Raw genomic sequence first — 17,098 nt, 5'->3', positions numbered from 1 at the left:
CGGCGTCCCGGCCGCCGACTGCCGACCCCCCGGCTCAGCCCCCGCGCCGCACCCGCGCCGCCTTCCGGGCCTCGGCGAGTTTGCGGGCCTCGCCGGCCTTGCGGGACTTGCCGCCCGTGCCACCCGAACCGCGGGAGGCGTCCTTGCTGGTGCCCAGGCCCCGGAAGGGCGCGTTGACGTTCTTGGCGCGGGCCGTGGCGGGTCCGCGGTCGAGCGGGGTGCCCGAGGGAGCCTTCGCCCCGGTGAGCCGCGTCAGCTCCGCCTCGCCCGAGCGGACCTTGGTGATCGTCGGCTCGATGCCGGCCTCGGCCATCAACTGGCTCATCTCGCGGCGCTGCGCGGACAGCACCAGGGTGACCACGCGGCCGGACTCGCCCGCCCGTGCGGTGCGGCCCGCGCGGTGCAGATAGTCCTTGGGGTCGGTCGGCGGGTCGACGTTGACGACGAGGTCGAGGTCGTCGACGTGCAGGCCGCGGGCCGCGACGTTCGTCGCCACGAGGACGGTGACCTGGCCGTCCTTGAACTGTGCGAGTGTCCGGCTGCGCTGCGGCTGGGACTTGCCGCTGTGCAGGGCGGCGGCGTGCACGCCGCTGTCCCGCAGGTGCCGGGTGAGGCGGTCGACGGCGTGCTTGGTGTCCAGGAACAGCAGGACGCGGCCGTCGCGGGCGGCGATCTCCGTGGTGACGGCGTACCGGTCCGGGCCGTGGACGACCAGGACATGGTGGTCCATCGTCGTCACCGCGCCCGCGGACGGGTCGACGGAGTGGACGACGGGGGCGTCGAGGTAGTCGCTGACCAGCTGGTCGACGTCGCGGTCCAGGGTGGCCGAGAACAGCATCCGCTGACCGTCCGGGCGCACCTGGTCGAGAGCCTCCGTGACCTGCGGCAGGAAGCCCATGTCGCACATCTGGTCGGCCTCGTCGAGGACGGTGATCCGGACCCGCCCGAGGCGGCAGTCCTTGCGGTCGATGAGGTCGTGCAGCCGGCCGGGGGTGGCCACGACGACCTCGGCCCCTTCGCGCAGCGCGGCGGCCTGGCGGCCGATCGAGATGCCGCCGACGACGGTGGCGAGGCGCAGCCGCAGCGCCTCGGCGTACGGGGTGAGGGCCTCGGTGACCTGCTGGGCCAGCTCGCGGGTGGGCACCAGGACCAGCGCGAGGGGCTGCTTCGGCTCCGCGCGCCGCCCGGCCGTCCGCGCGAGCAGCGCCAGCCCGAAGGCGAGCGTCTTGCCGGAACCGGTGCGTCCGCGCCCGAGGACGTCGCGTCCCGCGAGGGCGCTGGGCAGCGTGGCGGCCTGGATCGGGAAGGGCTCGGTGACGCCGAGCCCGTCGAGCGTCCGCAGCAGGGCGGGCGGCAGGTCCAGGTCGGCGAAGGAGGAGACGGCGACGGCGGGGGCGTCCTCGGCGGTCGGGGTGCCGGGGCGTTCCTGGTGGGTCATGGCGGCCTTCCGCATCGGGAGCGTACGCGTACCGAGAAAGGCCCGGCAGGCTTCGGCCCAGCGGGCGCGGGCCTGAGTGGTGCGCCGCTCCGGCCGGGCCGGAGCGGGTGGGGCAGACGAGCCGGGCTGTACGCCGGGTTCTGTACCGCGGGTCCTCGCGGACGTCGCGGTGACGGCCATCCATCTAGGGCCGGCATTGCTGCCGGCCTCGTGCGGTCTACCCGCGGACTCGGGCGGGCAGCCCTCGAACGTCCGCGCAGAGCGCTTTTCACGGCGCTCCTTTTGACCTTGCTCCAGGTGGGGTTTACCTAGCCGCCTGAGTCACCTCAGGCGCTGGTGGTCTCTTACACCACCGTTTCACCCTTACCGGGGGCCGGAGCCCTCGGCGGTCTGTTCTCTGTGGCACTGTCCCGCGGGTCACCCCGGGTGGCCGTTAGCCACCACCTTGCCCTGTGGAGCCCGGACGTTCCTCGGGAAGCTCCCCGAAGGGATCCTCACGCGACCGTCCGCCCGGCTCGTCTGCCGTGCCGACCATGGTACCCGCCGGGTCCCGCGGCCGGGCGCCGCGGCTGCTTGACCTTGTCGCGGCGTCAACGTTTCTACTGAGCGCATGCGGATCGGAGAGCTCGCCGCCATCATCGGCGTCACCACACGCGCCATCAGGCACTACCACCACCAGGGCCTGCTGCCGGAACCGGAACGACGGCCCAACGGCTATCGCGCATACGGACTGCGGCACGCCGTCGCGCTGGCCCGCGTCCGGCGACTGACCGAGCTCGGGCTGGGGCTCGCCGAGGTGCGGGACGTACTCGCGGACGACGCGGGCCGCGACCTCGCCGAGGTCCTCGCCGAACTGGACGCGGACCTGGCCCGGCAGGAGGCCGCGATCCGCGGGCGCAGGCAGCGGCTGCGGGCCCTCCTCGACGACGCGGAACGCGGCCGCCTCTCGCCGGAAGGGCCCGTCTCACCCGAACTGGCCGACTTCTTCGGCGAGATGGCACGCGCCTCGGAGGGGCGCCCGGGGCCGGAGTCCGTGATGGCCGCGAAGGACCGCGAGTTCCTCGCCCTGCTCGACACGACCGCCTCGCCCGAGGACCGGGACGCCCTCCTCGCCGCGATGCGTCCGGCGTTCACCGCGCCCGGGGCGGTGGAGCGGGCCCACGAGGTGTACACGCGCCTCGACGCGCTCGCCGACGCCGACCTCGCGGATCCCCGCACGGACGCCGCCGTGGACGAGGCCGCGCGGACGCTCGCCGACCTCCTGCCCGACGCGCTCCTGACGGACCTGGGAACCGAGGGAGCACAGATCTTCACCGAGAACGGAGAGATCCACAAGGGCCGTGACGACGGCTTCCTCGAAGCGTTCTTCGCCGACTTCGCGCCCGCGCAGGCCGAAGCGGTACGCCGCGCGATGCGGCTGCTCGCACGCCGCGGACCGGACACGAACCGTGCGGGAGAGAGGGGATCGGAATGACCTTCCCGGGCCGCATCCTCGGGCACGAACTGCGCGTCCTGGCCAGCCTCGTGCTGTGGGTGGCCCGGCGGCGGCACGGTGTGCGGGAGGCGGCGGGCGAGCGGGCCTTCGGGCACGCCAAGGACCAGGCGGCGACCCTGTACGCCCTGACGTTCATCTGTGCCGTCGAGGCGTTCGGGATGTCCGTGCTGCTGCGGGACTGGGCGACCGTCCACGCCGTCGTGCTGGTCGTCCACGTCTACAGCGTGGTCCTGCTGATCGGCGTCCACGCCGCGTCCGTCACCCACCCGCACGTGCTGTCGCCGGACGCGCTGCGGGTGCGCCAGGGCGCGCACCGGGACCTGCGGATACCGCTGGCGCTGGTCGGCGCCGTGCGCCTCGAACGCCGGTTCACGCACGAGGTCGCCGACGGAGTGCTCGACGTGCCGGTCGCCTCGACGACGTCACTGACCCTGGAGCTCACCGGGCCCGTCACCGACGTCGGCTTCCTGGGGAGGCGCCGGGAGGTGACGACGATCCGCCTGCACGCGGACGACCCGAAGCACCTCTTCACGGCACTGACGGAGCGGCGCCCTCCCCCCGCCCGCCCTCACGCGGGCGCGAACTGAACCTTCGCCGTCCCGGGGTCGGCCTGGGTGAGCCGGACCCGCATCCGCTCCCCCAGGGGCAGCTGCGCCGAACCGCCCTCGATCCGCGCGACAACGGCCGGCTCCGCCAACTGCACGGTCCCGACGGCCGTCGCCCCCTCCTTCACATCCACGACGACCGCGTCGAAGATCTCACCGACCCGCCCCTTGAGCAGCGCGGCCTCGACGATGTCCACGCACTCCCGCTCCACGGTGTTGCCGCGCCGCGCGCCGTCCGCCATCTCCTTGGGCAGCTCGTCCAGGGCGGCGAGCACCCACTCCGGGGGCGGTACGTCCGCACAGGCCGCGAGGCAGAGTTCGGAGGCGTAGCGGTCGACGAGGCGGCGAAGGGGGGCGGTGCAGTGGGTGTACGGGGCGGCGACCGCGGCGTGCGTGGTGAGCTCGGGGACCTCGCCGCCGCGGAACGCCGTGTAGCCCGCGCCGCGCAGCAGCGTCGTGCACTCCTGGAGGAAGGCGGCGTGGTGCGGGCTGCGCGGGTCGAGTGAGCGTACGAGCCGCGCGTACGGAACGTGGTGCGGCCAGTCGATGTGCAGCGCCTTGGCGGTGCGGCGCAGCCGGGCCACGGCTCCGTCGGGGGCGGTGGGCAGCGTCCGCAGGAGGCCCGTCCCCGAGGCGATCATGAGCTCGGCGGCGGCCATGCCGGTGAGGAGGGAGATCTGCGCGTTCCAGCCGTCGGCGGGGAGCGGGGCGCGGAAGGCGAGTTCGTACGTTCCGTCGCGCTCCACGATCTCCTGCTCGGGCACGTCGAGCGAGATGCCGCCCCGCTCCACCTCCTGCCGCTCCCGCAGCAGCCCGATGTCCCGCAACAGCGCGACGGGCTCTTCCGCCGTCCCCGCGTCGATGTCCCTCTGCACCCCTTCGTAGTCGAGCTTCGCCCGGCTGCGTACGAGGGCACGGCGCACGTCGGTCGCCACCGTACGGCCGTCCTCGTCGAGGTCGATGGTCCACAGGACGGCCGGACAGCTCTGGCCCGGCAGCAGGCTGGCGGCGCCCTCGCTCAGCACGGTGGGGTGGAGCGGCACCTTCCCGTCGGGGAAGTAGAGGGTCGTGACCCGCCGGTGGGCCTCCGCGTCGACGGCGCCGCCCGGCGCGACGTACGCGGCGACGTCGGCGATCGCGTACGTCACCCGGAAGCCGCCTCCTTCGCGGCGCGCCAGGTGCATGGCCTGGTCGAGGTCGACGGAGGTGGGCGGGTCGACGGTGAACAGCGGGATACCGGTGGCGTCGTACTCCGGAAGCCGTGGCGCGGCGGCCCCCCGCTCCGCCTCCGCGAGGACGCCGTCGGGGAACTCCCCCGGCACCTCCAGCTTCGTACGCAGCTCACGCAGGGCGGCCCGCAGGGGGGCCTCGGCTGCGCCGGTCACACGGAATCGACGACGGGGCATACGCCGAGGGTAGGCCGCCCCACCCCCCAAACAGTCCCGCCGCTCCGCGGCGGATGTTCCCCACCCACCCACCCGTTTGCCCCGCGGCGTCCCGCGGGAGTAGGGGCGGGTGGGTGGGATGTTCCCCGCGACGTCCCCCCGGGGTAGGAGCACCAAGCCCGCCGCTCCGCGGCGGATGTATCCCACCCACCCACCCGTTCGCCCCGCGACGTCCCGCGGGAGTAGGGGCGGGTGGGTGGGGTGTTCCCCGCGACGCCCTGCAGGGGTAGGAGCAGTAGGGGGGTGGCCCTCCACCGGGCCGCAGCCGCGCAACCGGCCCGAGGGGACGTGGGGGTATGTGCGCACGGAGCACCAAGCACACTCTGGCGTCTTTGGACTTGAGGCGTGGCGAAGGGATAGCGAGTACGTACATACCCCCACGGCCCCGCCCCACAGACCAGCAGGCGAACCCGCCCCAGCCCCCGCACCCCGTACGCTTTCGCAGGGGCCGCACCCCTCCCCCGTACCGCTTAAGGAGTCCGATCGTGCTCGTCCTGCTGCCGCCGTCCGAAGGCAAGGCTCCCTCCGGTCGGGGCGCCCCCCTCAAGCCGGAGTCCCTGTCGCTGCCGGGGCTCGCCGAGGCGCGGCAGGCCGTTCTGGACGAGCTCGTCGAGTTGTGCGCCGCGGACGAGGAGAAGGCCCGAACCGTGCTCGGCCTCAGCGAGGGCCTGCGCGGCGAGGTGGCCAAGAACGCCGAGCTGCGCACGGCGGGCGCCCGCCCGGCCGGCGAGATCTACACGGGCGTCCTGTACGACGCCCTCGGCCTCGCCTCCCTCGACGCCCCCGCCAAGCGCCGCGCCACCCGCTCCCTGCTCGTCTTCTCCGGCCTGTGGGGCGCCGTCGGCGTGGGCGACAGGATCCCCTCCTACCGCTGCTCGATGGGCGTGAAGCTCCCGGGCATCGGCGCACTCGGCGCGTACTGGCGTACGCCGATGGCCTCCGTCATGCCCGAGGCCGCGGGCGACGGCCTCGTCCTGGACCTGCGGTCGTCCGCGTACGCGGCGGCGTGGAAGCCGAAGGGCGAGGTCGCGGGCCGGACGGCGACCGTACGCGTGCTGCACGCGCAGGTCGACGAGAAGACCGGCGCCGAGAAGCGATCCGTCGTGTCGCACTTCAACAAGGCGACGAAGGGCCGCATCGTCCGTTCCCTGCTGACGACCGGGACGCAGCCGAAGGACCCGGCCGAGCTGGTGGAGGCGCTGCGGGACCTGGGGCACGTGGTGGAGGCGGAGGCTCCGGCCAAGGCGGGCAAGCCGTGGGCCCTGGACGTGGTGGTACGCGAGATCCACTGACACAGCGAAGAAGGAAGCTCACCCCCTCCCCCACATCCCACGTCTCCACATCCCACGCCCCCACATCCCACGTCCCCGCATCCCGACACCCTCACCGTTGCAGCATGCGCAACACCCTTTGCGCATGCTGCGCACCCCGTGCAGGATGCCTTCATGACCACCTCCGCCTCCGCCTCCGCCTCCGCACCCTCCCCCGAGCCGACGACCTCCGTCCTGGACCTCGCCCCCGTCATCCCCGTAGTCGTCGTGGCGGACCTCGACGACGCCGTGCCGATGGCGCGAGCACTGGTCGCGGGCGGCCTGCCCGCGATCGAGGTGACGCTGCGGACGCCCGTCGCGCTGGACGCGATCTCGGCGATCGCCGCCGAGGTACCGGACGCGATGGTCGGCGCGGGCACGGTCATCTCGACGCGGAACGTCACCGAGTCCGTGGAGGCGGGCGCCCGTTTCCTCGTCAGTCCGGGCTGGACGGACACGCTGCTGGACGCGATGCGGGACTCCGGCGTGCCGTTCCTGCCGGGCGTCTCGACGACGTCGGAGGTCGTGGCGCTGCTCGAACGCGGCGTACGGGAGATGAAGTTCTTCCCGGCGGAGGCGGCCGGCGGCACCGCCTACCTCAAGTCGCTCGGCGCCCCGCTCCCCCAGGCCCGTTTCTGCCCGACGGGCGGCATCACGGCCGGCACCGCGCCGACCTACCTCGCGCTGAAGAACGTCGGCTGCGTGGGCGGCAGTTGGATGCTTCCCGCCGACGCCGTCGCCGCCAAGGACTGGGCCCGCGTGGAGTCCCTGGCCCGCGAGGCCGCGTCCTTGCGCTAGCGCAGGTGCGACGTGTCGTTCAGGAGCCGCAGCGACGCGTTGCCGTCGGCGTAGTACGCGACGGCCGAGACCGAGGCCGCCGAGAGTTCCATGCGGAACAGGGACTCCGGCGGGGCGCCGAGCGCGAGCCGCACGAGCGTCTTGATGGGCGTGACGTGCGTGACGAGCAGGACCGTTCGGCCCGCGTAGGCGCCGGTCAGCCGGTCGCGCGCCGCCGACACCCGGTGGGCGACCGCCGCGAACGACTCGCCGCCCGGCGGGGCCGCGTCCGGCGAGGCCAGCCAGGCGTTGAGCTCCTCGGCGTAGCGCTCACGCGCTTCGCCGAAGGTGAGGCCCTCCCAGGCCCCGAAGTCCGTCTCGCGCAGCTCCTCTTCGAGGCGCACGTCGAGCCCGAGGCGGGCGGCGACGGTGTGCGCGGTCTCCTGGCAGCGCTTGAGCGGTGAGGAGACGATCGCCTGGATCGTGCCGCGCGCGGCGAGCGCGGCCGCGGTCCGCTCGGCCTGCTCGCGTCCCACGTCCGACAGGGACGGATCGGATCCGCCGCTCCCGGAGAACCGCTTCTCGGGGGTGAGCGCGGTCTCGCCGTGCCGCAGCAGGACGAAGGTCGCGGGGGCACCGAGATCGGCGGGCGCGGCCCAGCCGACCTGCGGAACCCGCGCGGCGTTCCCCGCGGCCCGGACGTCCGCACCCACGGCCGCGGCCGTTCCGCCCTGCGGAGAGACAACGGGAGAACCAGAACCCGCGACGGCGGAAGAACCCGCGCCGGCGGAAGAACCCGCGGCAGCCGGAGACCCCGCGGCAGCGGAAGAACCCGCGGCAGCAGGAGAACCCGTGCCAGCGGGAGAACCCGTGCCAAAGCCCGCGGCGCCGTCACCCCTGGCGGCCAGCGCCGCCCGCGCCCGGGCCGCGCCCGCCGCAGCGTCCCCCGGCGGACCGGTGGGCGAACCGGTGGGCGAACAGGTGGACGGACCGGTGGGCGAACAGGTGGACGGACCGGCGAGCGGGGCGACCGCCGCGGCCGCGCGCGCGGCCCGCGCGTCGAGCTCCGCCGTGGACGCCGAAGGCGACCACGGCTCCCCCCGCTTGCCCGCGTCCATCGCCTCGTTCGCGAGCCGGTCCGCGTGCTTGTTCTTCTCGCGCGGGATCCACTCGTACGTCACCTGGGACGACGGGTAGATTTGCGCGGCCTCCGCCGCGAGCGGCTTCATGTCGGGGTGCTTGATCTTCCAGCGGCCCGACATCTGCTCGACGACGAGCTTGGAGTCCATGCGGACGTGCACCGAGGCGGCCGGGTCCAGCGCGTACGCCGCCTTCAGACCGGCCACGAGGCCCTTGTACTCAGCGACGTTGTTGGTCGCGACGCCGATGTACTCGGCGGCCTCCGCCAGGGTCTCCCCCGTGGCCGCGTCGATGACGACGGAGCCGTACCCCGCGGGCCCCGGGTTGCCCCGTGACCCGCCGTCGGCCTCGACGATGAACTCCCGCACGGACAAAGCCCCCTGGACCCTAAAGGCCGGACTCGGACGTGCGGACGAGGATGCGGCGGCAGTTCTCGCACCGCAGCACGGTGTCCGGGGACGCCGCCTTCACTTCGTTGACCTCGGTGATGTTGAGCTCCAGGCGGCAGCCCTCGCAGCGCCGCTGGTAGAGCTTGGCGGCACCGACGCCGCCCTCCTTCACGCGCAGCTTGTCGTAGAGCTTCAGCAGGTCGGCCGGGACCGAACCCGCCACGACCTCGCGCTCCTTGCCGACCGTCGCGGCCTCGCCGTCGAGCTCCTCGAACGCGGCGTCGCGGCGGCCCGTCGCGGCGTCGAGCTTCGACTGGACCGAGGAGACCCGCTCGGTGAGCTCCGTGACCCGCTCCTGCGCGGCCTCGCGGCGCTCCATGACCTCGAGGACGACGTCTTCGAGGTCGCCCTGGCGCTTGGCCAGCGAGGAGATCTCCTTCTGGAGGTTCTCCAGGTCCTTGGGCGAGGTGACCGCGCCGGAGTCGAGGCGCTGCTGGTCGCGGGCCGCGCGCTGGCGGACCTGGTCGACGTCCTGCTCCGCCTTGGTCTGCTCGCGGGCGCAGTCGCTCTCCTCGGTCGTCGAGGCGACGAGCAGGTCGCGCAGCTGCGCGAGGTCCTTGTTCAGCGATTCGATCTCGGCGTGCTCGGGCAGGGACTTCTTCTTGTGCGCGAGCTGCTGCAGGCGTACGTCCAGGGCCTGGACGTCGAGCAGTCGGATCTGGTCGGCGGGCGCGGCGTTCAGTTGGGGGCTCCAGAGGATTGAGAAGTGGTGGAGGCCGCGTGGGCGGTCCAGGGGTCGGTGACCGTTTTGGAGACGTGGACGCGCAGTCCCCATCCGTTCCGGTCGGAGATCTCGTCGAGCTGGGCTGCGGCCAGCTCGCACCAGGGCCACTCGGTGGCCCAGTGCGCCGCGTCGAGCAGCGCGAGAGGCGTGCGTTCGCGGGCCTCGGACGCCGGGTGGTGGCGCAGGTCCGCGGTGAGGAAGGCGTCGACGCCCGCGGCGCGCACGTCGTCGAAGAGGCTGTCGCCGGAGCCGCCGCTGACCGCGACGGTGCGGATCAGCGCGTCGGGGTCGCCCGCGACGCGGATGCCCTGCGCGGTGGCGGGCAGCCGCTTCGCGGCGCGCTCGGCCAGCTCGCCCAGGGTCAGGGGGTGTTCGAGTTCGCAGATCCTGCCGAGGCCGCGGCGGCCGTGCCGGTCGGCGGGGTCCGGCACGAGGGGGCGTACGACCCGGAGGTCGAGGGCGCCCGCGAGCGCGTCGGAGACGCCGGGGTCGGCGCGGTCGGCGTTGGTGTGCGCGACGTGCAGCGCGACGTCGTGCTTGATCAGGTCGTGGACGACGCGGCCCTTGAAGGTGGACGCCGCGACCGTCGTCGTACCCCGCAGGTAGAGGGGGTGGTGGGTGACCAGGAGCTGGGCTCCCAGCGCGACCGCCTCGTCGGCGATCTCCTGGACGGGGTCGACGGCGAAGAGGACCCGGGAGACCTCCGCGTCGGGGTCTCCGCAGACCGTGCCGACCGCGTCCCAGCTCTCGGCCAGTTCGGCGGGCCACAGGGCGTCGAGCGCGGCGATGACTTCAGACAGACGGGGCACGGAGAAAGGCTACCTTCCCTCCGTGCCCGGCAGGTCGTGCGTGACGGACCGCTGTCGGGCCGCTACGGAACGGCTCCCCGGCCCCGGTGAGGGGCGCAGGGGACAGCGGCGGCAACCGCCGTCCGCGGAACCTTCGCACCCGGCACAGCACAACCGTCCCTGCCCTCTCAGGCGAATCCGGACATCGCCACCCTTCTGTGTGAAGCGGACGCCCGTCGGTGCCGCGGCAGTGCGTGCGAAAACTAGCTTCATGGCCGGAGGTGACACCCACGATGACAGCGCCACCAGCACCACCGGCGCCTCTGGCGCCCCCCGTGCCGCCACCGGTCCAGGCCCGCGTCCGTGTCCGTACACCCGCCCGCGCCGCGGGATGCACGATCACGGCGGACGGGTCGTACGCGGCGCGCCTCGCCCGCGCGGCCGGCGCGCCCGACTCCTGGTATCCCGAACGCTGGACCCTCGGTTCCGCCGAGCCGTACGCCGTGCCGCTGCCCGGCAACCAGCCCGAGGAACCGGCCACGGAAGTGCTCCCGATGGCCGACGGCCGTGTCCTCATCCACCGGGTGGTGGGCGAGCGGCACACCTTCTCCCTGCTCTACCCGACCGGCCCGGGCACCGGCGAGGTGCCGCTGGGGGCCGTGGAGTGCGGCGAGCTGAGCCTGCTGCCGCCCGCACCGGGCGGCACGCGCGCGTACGCCCTCGCACCCGGCGCCCGCGCCTCGGACGTGTGGCTGGTGGCGGGCGGCGCCTTCGGGCCCGAGCACCTCGCCGAGGTGCCCGGCCGGTGCTCGGGCGGCGTCTGGCTCGACGGCACGGACCGCATGCTCGCCCTGGACCGCGAACTGGACGGCCGCACCAAGACGGTCGCGGTGGACCTGGAGCGCGGCGGCGAGGTCTCTCCCCTCCTGCAGATCTCCGAGGACAGCGACGACCGGCTGCTGCTCGCCGACGCGGGCAGCGGCCTGCTCCTGATCCGCTCGGACGCCCCGGGCGAGCACCGCCTCGGCTGGGGCGTCCTCGGCGGTACGCGGCCGGTGCGCTTCCCGGAGTGCCTGCGGCTGCCGGGCCTCACGGTGACGCCGTTCGCGATCCAGCCGGGTCAGGTGCTCACGCCGGAGTCCTGCGGGGTGGCGCTGCGGATCGACGGTCCGGCGCAGGGTGCGAGCCGGCTCGGCCTGTGGCGGCCCGCGCGGCGGCAGGTGCATCAACTGGCCGCTCCCCCGGGCTGGTTGGCCGGTTCGGGCTGGTGGACGCGGGAGGGCACCCTGTGTCTGCCGTACGTGACGGGTACGACTCCGTGCGGAGTGGCCCGGGTGGCGGGGCCCGTGCCGCCCCCCGCCGCCGCGGCGGCCCTGCCGGACGGCGTCCCGCACACCCCGCAGCCGCCCCCGGTGGGCCCCCCGAAGCCCGCCGCGGCACGCCCCGTCCCCCTGCAGCAGGCACCCCTCGGAGGTCGGACGGCGGGCGGTTAGACTCGCCCGGCTGTACGAACGATCTTCTTACGGGGTGAATGGCTTGACTACGACCGAGACCGTCACGGAGACACAGCAGAACGCCGCACCACAGCGGCCGGCGACCATACCCACCGGCGCACACGTCGGCGCGGGCAGGCACCGGGGCCCGGTGGCCGAGCACGACGAGGCGACGGCGCCGCGGGGGCGGCACCGCAGGCAGGACCACCAGTCCTGATCCACCGCGTGCCGCGCCGCAGAGCAGCGGATGTGCAGAAAGGTCTCGCCCCCGCGCCGTCACGAGCGGCACGGGGGCGAGACCTTTCCCCGCCTCTCCGCCTCTCCGTCTCCCCGTCTCCCCGTCTCCCCATCTCTCGGTCTCTCCGTCGCCTGCGGAACGCCGGTGGCTCAGCCCCGCTTTAGCCCCAGTACCTCCGCCGCCGCGAACGTCTCGCTCGCCGGACGGTCCGCGTAATAGGGGGAGAGCGCCTCGTCCAGCTCGTCGAAGGTGAACGCCTCCTTCGCCGAGTCGAACTTCGCCGCCACCTTGGGCCGCTCGACGATCGCGACCATGCCGCCGTGGACCACGAGCAGCTGCCCGTTGACCCGCCCGGCGGCGGGTGACGCCAAGTACCCCACCAGGGGCGCGACATGCTCGGGTGCCAGCGGGTCGAGCTCTCCTTCCGACGGCTCCTCGAACCCGGCGAAGACGTCCTCCGTCATCCGCGTACGGGCACGGGGGCAGATGGCGTTGGCGGTCACGCCGTACTTGGCGAGGGCCAGCGCCGTCGAGGTCGTCAGGCCGACGATGCCGCCCTTCGCCGCCGCGTAGTTGGGCTGCCCGGCCGACCCGGCGAGGAAGGCCTCGGACGAGGTGTTGACGATCCGGCCGTACACCGGGCCGCCCGCCGCCTTGGAACGCTCGCGCCAGTGGGCCGACGCGAAGTGGGTGGTGTTGAAGTGGCCCTTGAGGTGGACGTGGATGACCGAGTCCCATTCGGACTCGCTCATCGAGAAGATCATCCGGTCCCGCAGGATGCCCGCGTTGTTGACCAGGATGTCGAGCTTTCCGTACGCGTCCACCGCCAGGCGCACCAGATCGCGGGCCTGCGTGTGGTCCGCGACGTCGCCGGTGTGGGCGACGGCCTGTCCGCCCGCCGCCCGGATCTCGGCCGCGACCTCCTCGGCGGGCGCCGCCGACGCCTCGCCGGAGCCGTCGCGTCCCGGCTGCCCGAAGTCGTTGACGACGACGCTCGCGCCGAGCCTGGCGAGTTCCCGCGCCTCGGCGCGGCCGAGCCCGCGACCCGCGCCGGTGACGATCGCCGACAGGCCCTCAAGTGGCAGTGCCATCCATGTCCTCCCGGAACTGGGACTGGTCGGGTCAGTTCTCTGATCAGATCTCTGGTCGGATCTCTGGTCGGATCTCTGGTCAGATCTCTATGCAGGTGCGCAGGGCGACGCCCGTGCGCATCTGGTCCAGGGCCTCGTTGACCTCGGCGAGCTGCACGCGGTGCGTGATCAGGCTCGCCAGGTCGATGCGTCCGGCCCGCCAGAGCGCGATGGCCCGCTCGTACGACGTGAGGACGTCGGCCCCGCCGTACATGGACGGCAGGATGCGCTTCTCGTCGAAGAAGAGCTCGAACATGTTGAGTCGCAGGTAGTCGTCCATGGCTCCGGCGCCGACGACGCACAGGGTGCCGCCGCGGCGGGTCGTCTCGTACGCCGTGCGGGCCGTGGCCGACTTGCCGACGACCTCGAAGACGTAGTCGAAGCCCTCGCCCGCGGTGATCCGCTGCTTGGCGTCGGCCAGTTCGTCGGGCGCCACCGCCTCCGTGGCGCCGAACGTGAGCGCGGCCTCCCTGCGCGACGCGACCGGGTCGACCGCGATGATCTGCGCCGCGCCCTTGAGCCGGGCACCCTGGATCGCGGAGATGCCGACGCCGCCGCAGCCGATCACGGCGACCGACGAACCGACCGCCACATCAGCCGTGTTGACGGCCGCGCCGAGCCCCGTCGTCACGCCGCAGCCGATCAGTGCCGCGATGTCGAAGGGCACGTCGTCGGGGATCGGCACCGCGCACCCGGCCTCGACGACGACCTCCTCGGCGAAGGTGCCGGTGCCCGCGAAGCCGAAGACGTCACCGCCGGGGCGCTTGAAGTTGGGCGTGCCCGCGTTCATGAACCCGGCGAGACAGAGCTGGGTCTGGCCTCGCTTGCAGGCGGGGCAGGCGCCACAGGCGGGGAGCCAGCAGAGGAGGACCCGGTCGCCCTGGGAGAGGCCGCTCACGCCGTCGCCGACGTCGATGATCTCGCCGGCGCCCTCGTGGCCGGGGACGAAGGGGGCGGGCTGCGGCAGCACGCCGTTCATCGCCGACATGTCGGAGTGGCACAGTCCGGTGGCCCGGACCCGGATCTTCACCTTGCCGGGGCCAAAGCCCACCGTCTCGATGTCGTCGAGGACTTCGAGCTTCTCCTGGCCTGTCTCGTGCAGTACGGCTGCGCGCATGGTGCGGCTCCTCTCGTACGAAGATCGCTGGCTCTCAGGCGTGTTCGACTACCGTGTCGGCCAGCACCGGCGCGTCGTCCCGCTCGACCGCCGTGACCGTGGCCTGGACACGGCCCTCGCCGCGCCACATGCGGATGCGCAGCGTCTCGCCGGGGAAGACGACGCCCGCGAAACGGGTGCTGTAGCCGCGGACGCGGGTCACGTCGCCGCCGAGCTGCGTGTCGACGACGGCCTTGAGCGTCATTCCGTAGGTGCACAGGCCGTGCAGGATCGGCTTGTCGAACCCGGCGAGCGCGGCGAACTCGGGGTCGGCGTGCAGTGGGTTCCAGTCCCCGGAGAGGCGGTAGAGCAGTGCCTGGTCCTCGCGGACGGGCCGCTCGACCTCCAGGTCCGGGTCGCCCTCGGGTGCGGGCACCCGGGTGGAGGGGCCGCGGTCGCCGCCGAATCCGCCCTCGCCGCGTACGAAGATCTGGGCGTCGCTCGTCCACAACGGCCCGTCGCTGTCGGCGACTTCGGAGCGCAGGACGAGGATCGCCGCCTTCCCCTTGTCGTACACGGCCGCGACCCTGGACGTCGTGACGGCCTCGCCCCTGACCGGGATGGGGCGGTGCAGCGTGATGCTCTGGCCGCCGTGCAGGACCGCCGTGAGGTCGATCTCGATGCCGGGCGCGGAGAGACCGCCGACGACGCCCATGCCGGCGCCCGCGACAGTGGCGAAGCTGGGCAGGACGTGCAGCCTGGACTCCAGGGTGTAGCGCAGCTCGTCCGGGTCGGTGGCGGGCAGTCCGGCGCCGAGCCCCAGGTGGTAGAGCTGGACGTCCTTGTGGTCCCAGGCGATCTCGGCGGACCGGGGCTCGGCGGCCATGGCCTTCTCGGCGTCGATGGGCATCGGGTGGCAGCTCCTTGGGCCGACGGGAGAAGACCTCGGTGCGACCGTCCGCACCGTCGGCCGCACCGAGGTCGCAACAGGGCCGGAGACCGGTCCGCGAACGGTCCGCGAACGGTCCGCGAGCGGTCCGCGAACCGGCTTGTTCTAGAACGCGTTCCAGTCCGGCGATCCCATGTATAGCCGAGGGCCCAGCACTTGTGAACCCTCCTGACGCAACGTCAGATCGCGGACGGCTTCGGAGATCGCGGGCCGCGTCGGAGAGCACGGACCGCGTCGGAGAGCGGTGACATTTGTACCGGCCTGGTCCGTACAGCTGCATCTGTCGCCGCCCCGCCCCGGATTCGTAGCGTCGTCACCATGAAGAAGACAGCACAGGACGGACCCGCGGTGGCATTCGACGGGGCCGTCAAAACCTTCGGCGGGGTCCGCGCCGTGGACGGCGTCGACCTGGAGATCCGGCGGGGCGAGACCGTCGCCCTGCTCGGCCGCAACGGCGCGGGCAAGTCCACCACCCTCTCCCTCCTCCTCGGCCTGAACGATCCCGACGCGGGCACGGTCCGCCTCTTCGGACGGTCCCCGGAGCACGCCGTGGCCGCCGGACAGGTCGGCGCGATGTTGCAGGAGAGCCGCCAGGTGCCACGTGTCACCGTCCGCGAACTGGTCTCCTTCGTCGCCCGGACCTACCCGGAGCCGATGCCCGTCGCCCGCGCCCTCGACCTCGCGGGCATCGCCGAACTCGCCGACCGGCGCGTGGACCGGCTGTCCGGGGGCCAGTCACAGCGCGTGCGGTTCGCCGTGGCGCTGGCCGGGGACCCGGCGCTGCTCGTGCTCGACGAGCCGACCGCCGCCCTCGACGTAGAGGCCCGCAACGCCTTCTGGACCTCGATGCGCACCTATGCGCGGCGCGGCCACACCGTCCTCTTCTCCACCCACTACCTGGAGGAGGCCGAGCTGCACGCCGACCGGATCGTCGTCCTCGACCGCGGCCGGGTCGTCGCCGACGGCACCGGGGAGCAGCTGCGGCGCGCGGCGGGCGGCAGCCTCGTCTCCTTCGACCTGGCGGGCGGCGGCACGTCCGGGCTCACCGAGCTGCCCGGGGTGCTCTCCCTCGAGGTGCATGGCGACCGGGCCCGGCTGCGTACCGACGACTCGGACGCGACGGTCCTCGCGCTCGCCTCGCTCGGCGCGATCCGGAGTCTCGAGGTCGCACCGGCCTCCATGGACGACGCGTTCCTCGCCCTCACTTCCGCCCGCCCCACGGCCCTGACCACCCCCACCGCCCCGACCGCCCCGACCGCTCCGACCGCTCTGGAGAGCTTCTGATGTTCGCCTACCTCCGACTCGAGGTCCGCAGGACGCTGCGCGATCCCGGCTACGTGATCTCGGCGATCGCGATGCCGGTCCTGATGTTCCTGCTGTTCACCAACGTTGGCGGGGACGACGCGGACGCCTGGAAGACACAGATGATGATCGGCATGGCCGCGTACGGCGCCCTGGGCGCGGCCATGAACACCGGCACCGGTGTCGCCGAGGACAAGTCCGTCGGCTGGCTGCGGCAGCTCAGGGTCACGCCGATGACCCCGCGCGAGGTCGTCGCGGGTCGAGCCCTGAACGGTTCGGTCACCGTGCTCCCCTCGATCGCCGCGGTGTTCATCGCGGGCGGCCTGGTCAACGGCGTGCGCATGGACGCCTGGCAGTGGGCGGCGGCCACGCTGCTGCTGTGGCTCGGCTCGCTGCCGTTCACCCTCCTCGGGCTCGGCAACGGCTACCGCCTCACCGCCCAGTCCACCGGCGTCGTCAACATCGCCTGCTCCCTCGGACTCGCGGTGCTCGGCGGCCTGTGGTTCCCGATCACGCAGTTCCCCGACTGGCTGCGGACCGTCGCCGACTACACGCCCACCCACCGGTTCGCGGACCTCGGCGTCGCGGTGACCGAGCACAGCGCGCCGGGCCTCGTCACGGTGGCGGTCCTGCTCTGCTGGCTGCTGGCGTTCGGTTCGTACGCTGTTGTCTCGTACCGGCGGGCCGCGCGGACCGCGTGAGCCGCATGAGCCGGAGGA

The 17,098-nt window shown here is 73.3% G+C and carries 16 protein-coding genes and 1 other RNA gene; 8 read left to right on the top strand and 9 right to left on the bottom strand.

Going from position 1 to position 17,098, the window contains the following annotated elements:
- Positions 1-34: 34 nt before the first annotated feature.
- Both AB0N81_RS06450 and rnpB read right to left on the bottom strand, forming a co-directional pair.
- Positions 35-1,438 carry a DEAD/DEAH box helicase gene (locus AB0N81_RS06450; protein WP_365356185.1) on the bottom strand — a complete coding sequence of 468 codons (1,404 nt, stop codon included), beginning with the start codon at positions 1,436-1,438 and terminating at the stop codon, positions 35-37.
- Between the two features lie 113 nt (positions 1,439-1,551).
- Positions 1,552-1,956: RNase P RNA component class A (gene rnpB / locus AB0N81_RS06445), an RNA gene on the bottom strand.
- A 92-nt stretch (positions 1,957-2,048) separates the two neighbouring features.
- On the opposite strand from rnpB, the gene AB0N81_RS06440 reads away from it, so the two are divergent.
- Positions 2,049-2,912: a MerR family transcriptional regulator gene (locus AB0N81_RS06440; RefSeq protein WP_365356184.1), complete on the top strand. Its 864-nt coding sequence runs from the start codon at positions 2,049-2,051 to the stop codon at positions 2,910-2,912.
- Positions 2,909-3,520: a hypothetical protein gene (locus AB0N81_RS06435; protein ID WP_365356182.1), complete on the top strand. Its 612-nt coding sequence runs from the start codon at positions 2,909-2,911 to the stop codon at positions 3,518-3,520. The genes AB0N81_RS06440 and AB0N81_RS06435 overlap by 4 nt, the downstream gene beginning before the upstream one ends.
- On the opposite strand, the gene AB0N81_RS06430 is transcribed toward AB0N81_RS06435, so the two are convergent.
- Positions 3,502-4,944 (bottom strand): RNB domain-containing ribonuclease, encoded by a 1,443-nt coding sequence (locus tag AB0N81_RS06430; protein ID WP_365356181.1) that lies wholly within the window; start codon positions 4,942-4,944, stop codon positions 3,502-3,504. The two genes, AB0N81_RS06435 and AB0N81_RS06430, sit on opposite strands and share 19 nt — an antisense overlap.
- Before the next feature lie 524 nt (positions 4,945-5,468).
- Here AB0N81_RS06430 and yaaA point away from each other — a divergent pair.
- Together yaaA and eda are read left to right on the top strand one after the other, a co-directional pair.
- A complete protein-coding gene (yaaA, locus tag AB0N81_RS06425; RefSeq protein ID WP_365356179.1) occupies positions 5,469-6,275 on the top strand; it encodes a peroxide stress protein YaaA in 807 nt (268 codons plus the stop codon).
- 153 nt (positions 6,276-6,428) lie between these two features.
- Positions 6,429-7,091, top strand: a complete 663-nt coding sequence (eda, locus tag AB0N81_RS06420; protein ID WP_365356178.1) for a bifunctional 4-hydroxy-2-oxoglutarate aldolase/2-dehydro-3-deoxy-phosphogluconate aldolase — start codon at positions 6,429-6,431, stop codon at positions 7,089-7,091.
- Here eda and AB0N81_RS06415 read toward each other — a convergent pair.
- From AB0N81_RS06415 to AB0N81_RS06405, 3 genes are read right to left on the bottom strand one after another with little or no spacing between them, the layout of a single operon-like run.
- Positions 7,088-8,578, bottom strand: a complete 1,491-nt coding sequence (locus AB0N81_RS06415; protein ID WP_365356176.1) for a bifunctional RNase H/acid phosphatase — start codon at positions 8,576-8,578, stop codon at positions 7,088-7,090. The two genes, eda and AB0N81_RS06415, sit on opposite strands and share 4 nt — an antisense overlap.
- Positions 8,579-8,597: 19 nt before the next feature.
- Positions 8,598-9,341 (bottom strand): C4-type zinc ribbon domain-containing protein, encoded by a 744-nt coding sequence (locus AB0N81_RS06410; protein ID WP_365356391.1) that lies wholly within the window; start codon positions 9,339-9,341, stop codon positions 8,598-8,600.
- Positions 9,338-10,192 carry a Nif3-like dinuclear metal center hexameric protein gene (locus AB0N81_RS06405; RefSeq protein WP_365356174.1) on the bottom strand — a complete coding sequence of 285 codons (855 nt, stop codon included), beginning with the start codon at positions 10,190-10,192 and terminating at the stop codon, positions 9,338-9,340. The genes AB0N81_RS06410 and AB0N81_RS06405 overlap by 4 nt, the downstream gene beginning before the upstream one ends.
- A 272-nt stretch (positions 10,193-10,464) precedes the next feature.
- Between AB0N81_RS06405 and AB0N81_RS06400 the strand changes: the two genes are divergently transcribed.
- Positions 10,465-11,664 carry a hypothetical protein gene (locus AB0N81_RS06400; protein ID WP_365356172.1) on the top strand — a complete coding sequence of 400 codons (1,200 nt, stop codon included), beginning with the start codon at positions 10,465-10,467 and terminating at the stop codon, positions 11,662-11,664.
- A gap of 43 nt (positions 11,665-11,707) precedes the next feature.
- Positions 11,708-11,881, top strand: a complete 174-nt coding sequence (locus AB0N81_RS06395; protein WP_365356171.1) for a hypothetical protein — start codon at positions 11,708-11,710, stop codon at positions 11,879-11,881.
- A 170-nt stretch (positions 11,882-12,051) separates the two neighbouring features.
- Here AB0N81_RS06395 and AB0N81_RS06390 read toward each other — a convergent pair whose 3' ends face one another.
- The 3 genes from AB0N81_RS06390 to AB0N81_RS06380 all read right to left on the bottom strand — a co-directional run bounded on the left by AB0N81_RS06390 (position 12,052) and on the right by AB0N81_RS06380 (position 15,038).
- Positions 12,052-12,993: a 3-oxoacyl-ACP reductase gene (locus AB0N81_RS06390; protein ID WP_365356169.1), complete on the bottom strand. Its 942-nt coding sequence runs from the start codon at positions 12,991-12,993 to the stop codon at positions 12,052-12,054.
- 79 nt (positions 12,994-13,072) lie between these two features.
- Positions 13,073-14,149, bottom strand: a complete 1,077-nt coding sequence (locus AB0N81_RS06385) for a Zn-dependent alcohol dehydrogenase (RefSeq protein WP_365356167.1) — start codon at positions 14,147-14,149, stop codon at positions 13,073-13,075.
- A gap of 34 nt (positions 14,150-14,183) precedes the next feature.
- A complete protein-coding gene (locus tag AB0N81_RS06380) occupies positions 14,184-15,038 on the bottom strand; it encodes a MaoC/PaaZ C-terminal domain-containing protein (protein ID WP_365356166.1) in 855 nt (284 codons plus the stop codon).
- Between the two features lie 357 nt (positions 15,039-15,395).
- Here AB0N81_RS06380 and AB0N81_RS06375 point away from each other — a divergent pair, with 357 nt between their 5' ends.
- Together AB0N81_RS06375 and AB0N81_RS06370 are read left to right on the top strand one after the other, a co-directional pair.
- Positions 15,396-16,361 (top strand): ABC transporter ATP-binding protein, encoded by a 966-nt coding sequence (locus AB0N81_RS06375; RefSeq protein ID WP_365356165.1) that lies wholly within the window; start codon positions 15,396-15,398, stop codon positions 16,359-16,361.
- Entirely contained in the window at positions 16,361-17,080 is a 720-nt protein-coding gene (locus AB0N81_RS06370) for an ABC transporter permease (RefSeq protein ID WP_365356164.1), read from the top strand. Before AB0N81_RS06375 ends, AB0N81_RS06370 begins: the two co-directional genes overlap by 1 nt.
- Positions 17,081-17,098 lie beyond the last annotated feature (18 nt).

Source organism: Streptomyces sp. NPDC093510 (genome assembly GCF_040683555.1).
Taxonomy (GTDB): Bacteria; Actinomycetota; Actinomycetes; order Streptomycetales; family Streptomycetaceae; genus Streptomyces.
Note: the sequence above shows the minus strand (reverse complement) of the source record. Positions and strands in the feature narration are given on the sequence as shown.

Coding starts and splice junctions, on each gene's coding strand:
- AB0N81_RS06400 (WP_365356172.1), top strand. CDS start 10,465: ATGACAGCGCCACCAGCACCACCGGCGCCTCTGGCGCCCCCCGTGCCG.
- AB0N81_RS06390 (WP_365356169.1), bottom strand. CDS start 12,993: ATGGCACTGCCACTTGAGGGCCTGTCGGCGATCGTCACCGGCGCGGGT.
- AB0N81_RS06430 (WP_365356181.1), bottom strand. CDS start 4,944: ATGCCCCGTCGTCGATTCCGTGTGACCGGCGCAGCCGAGGCCCCCCTG.
- AB0N81_RS06385 (WP_365356167.1), bottom strand. CDS start 14,149: ATGCGCGCAGCCGTACTGCACGAGACAGGCCAGGAGAAGCTCGAAGTC.
- eda (WP_365356178.1), top strand. CDS start 6,429: ATGACCACCTCCGCCTCCGCCTCCGCCTCCGCACCCTCCCCCGAGCCG.
- AB0N81_RS06450 (WP_365356185.1), bottom strand. CDS start 1,438: ATGACCCACCAGGAACGCCCCGGCACCCCGACCGCCGAGGACGCCCCC.
- AB0N81_RS06375 (WP_365356165.1), top strand. CDS start 15,396: ATGAAGAAGACAGCACAGGACGGACCCGCGGTGGCATTCGACGGGGCC.
- AB0N81_RS06370 (WP_365356164.1), top strand. CDS start 16,361: ATGTTCGCCTACCTCCGACTCGAGGTCCGCAGGACGCTGCGCGATCCC.
- AB0N81_RS06380 (WP_365356166.1), bottom strand. CDS start 15,038: ATGCCCATCGACGCCGAGAAGGCCATGGCCGCCGAGCCCCGGTCCGCC.
- AB0N81_RS06440 (WP_365356184.1), top strand. CDS start 2,049: ATGCGGATCGGAGAGCTCGCCGCCATCATCGGCGTCACCACACGCGCC.
- AB0N81_RS06435 (WP_365356182.1), top strand. CDS start 2,909: ATGACCTTCCCGGGCCGCATCCTCGGGCACGAACTGCGCGTCCTGGCC.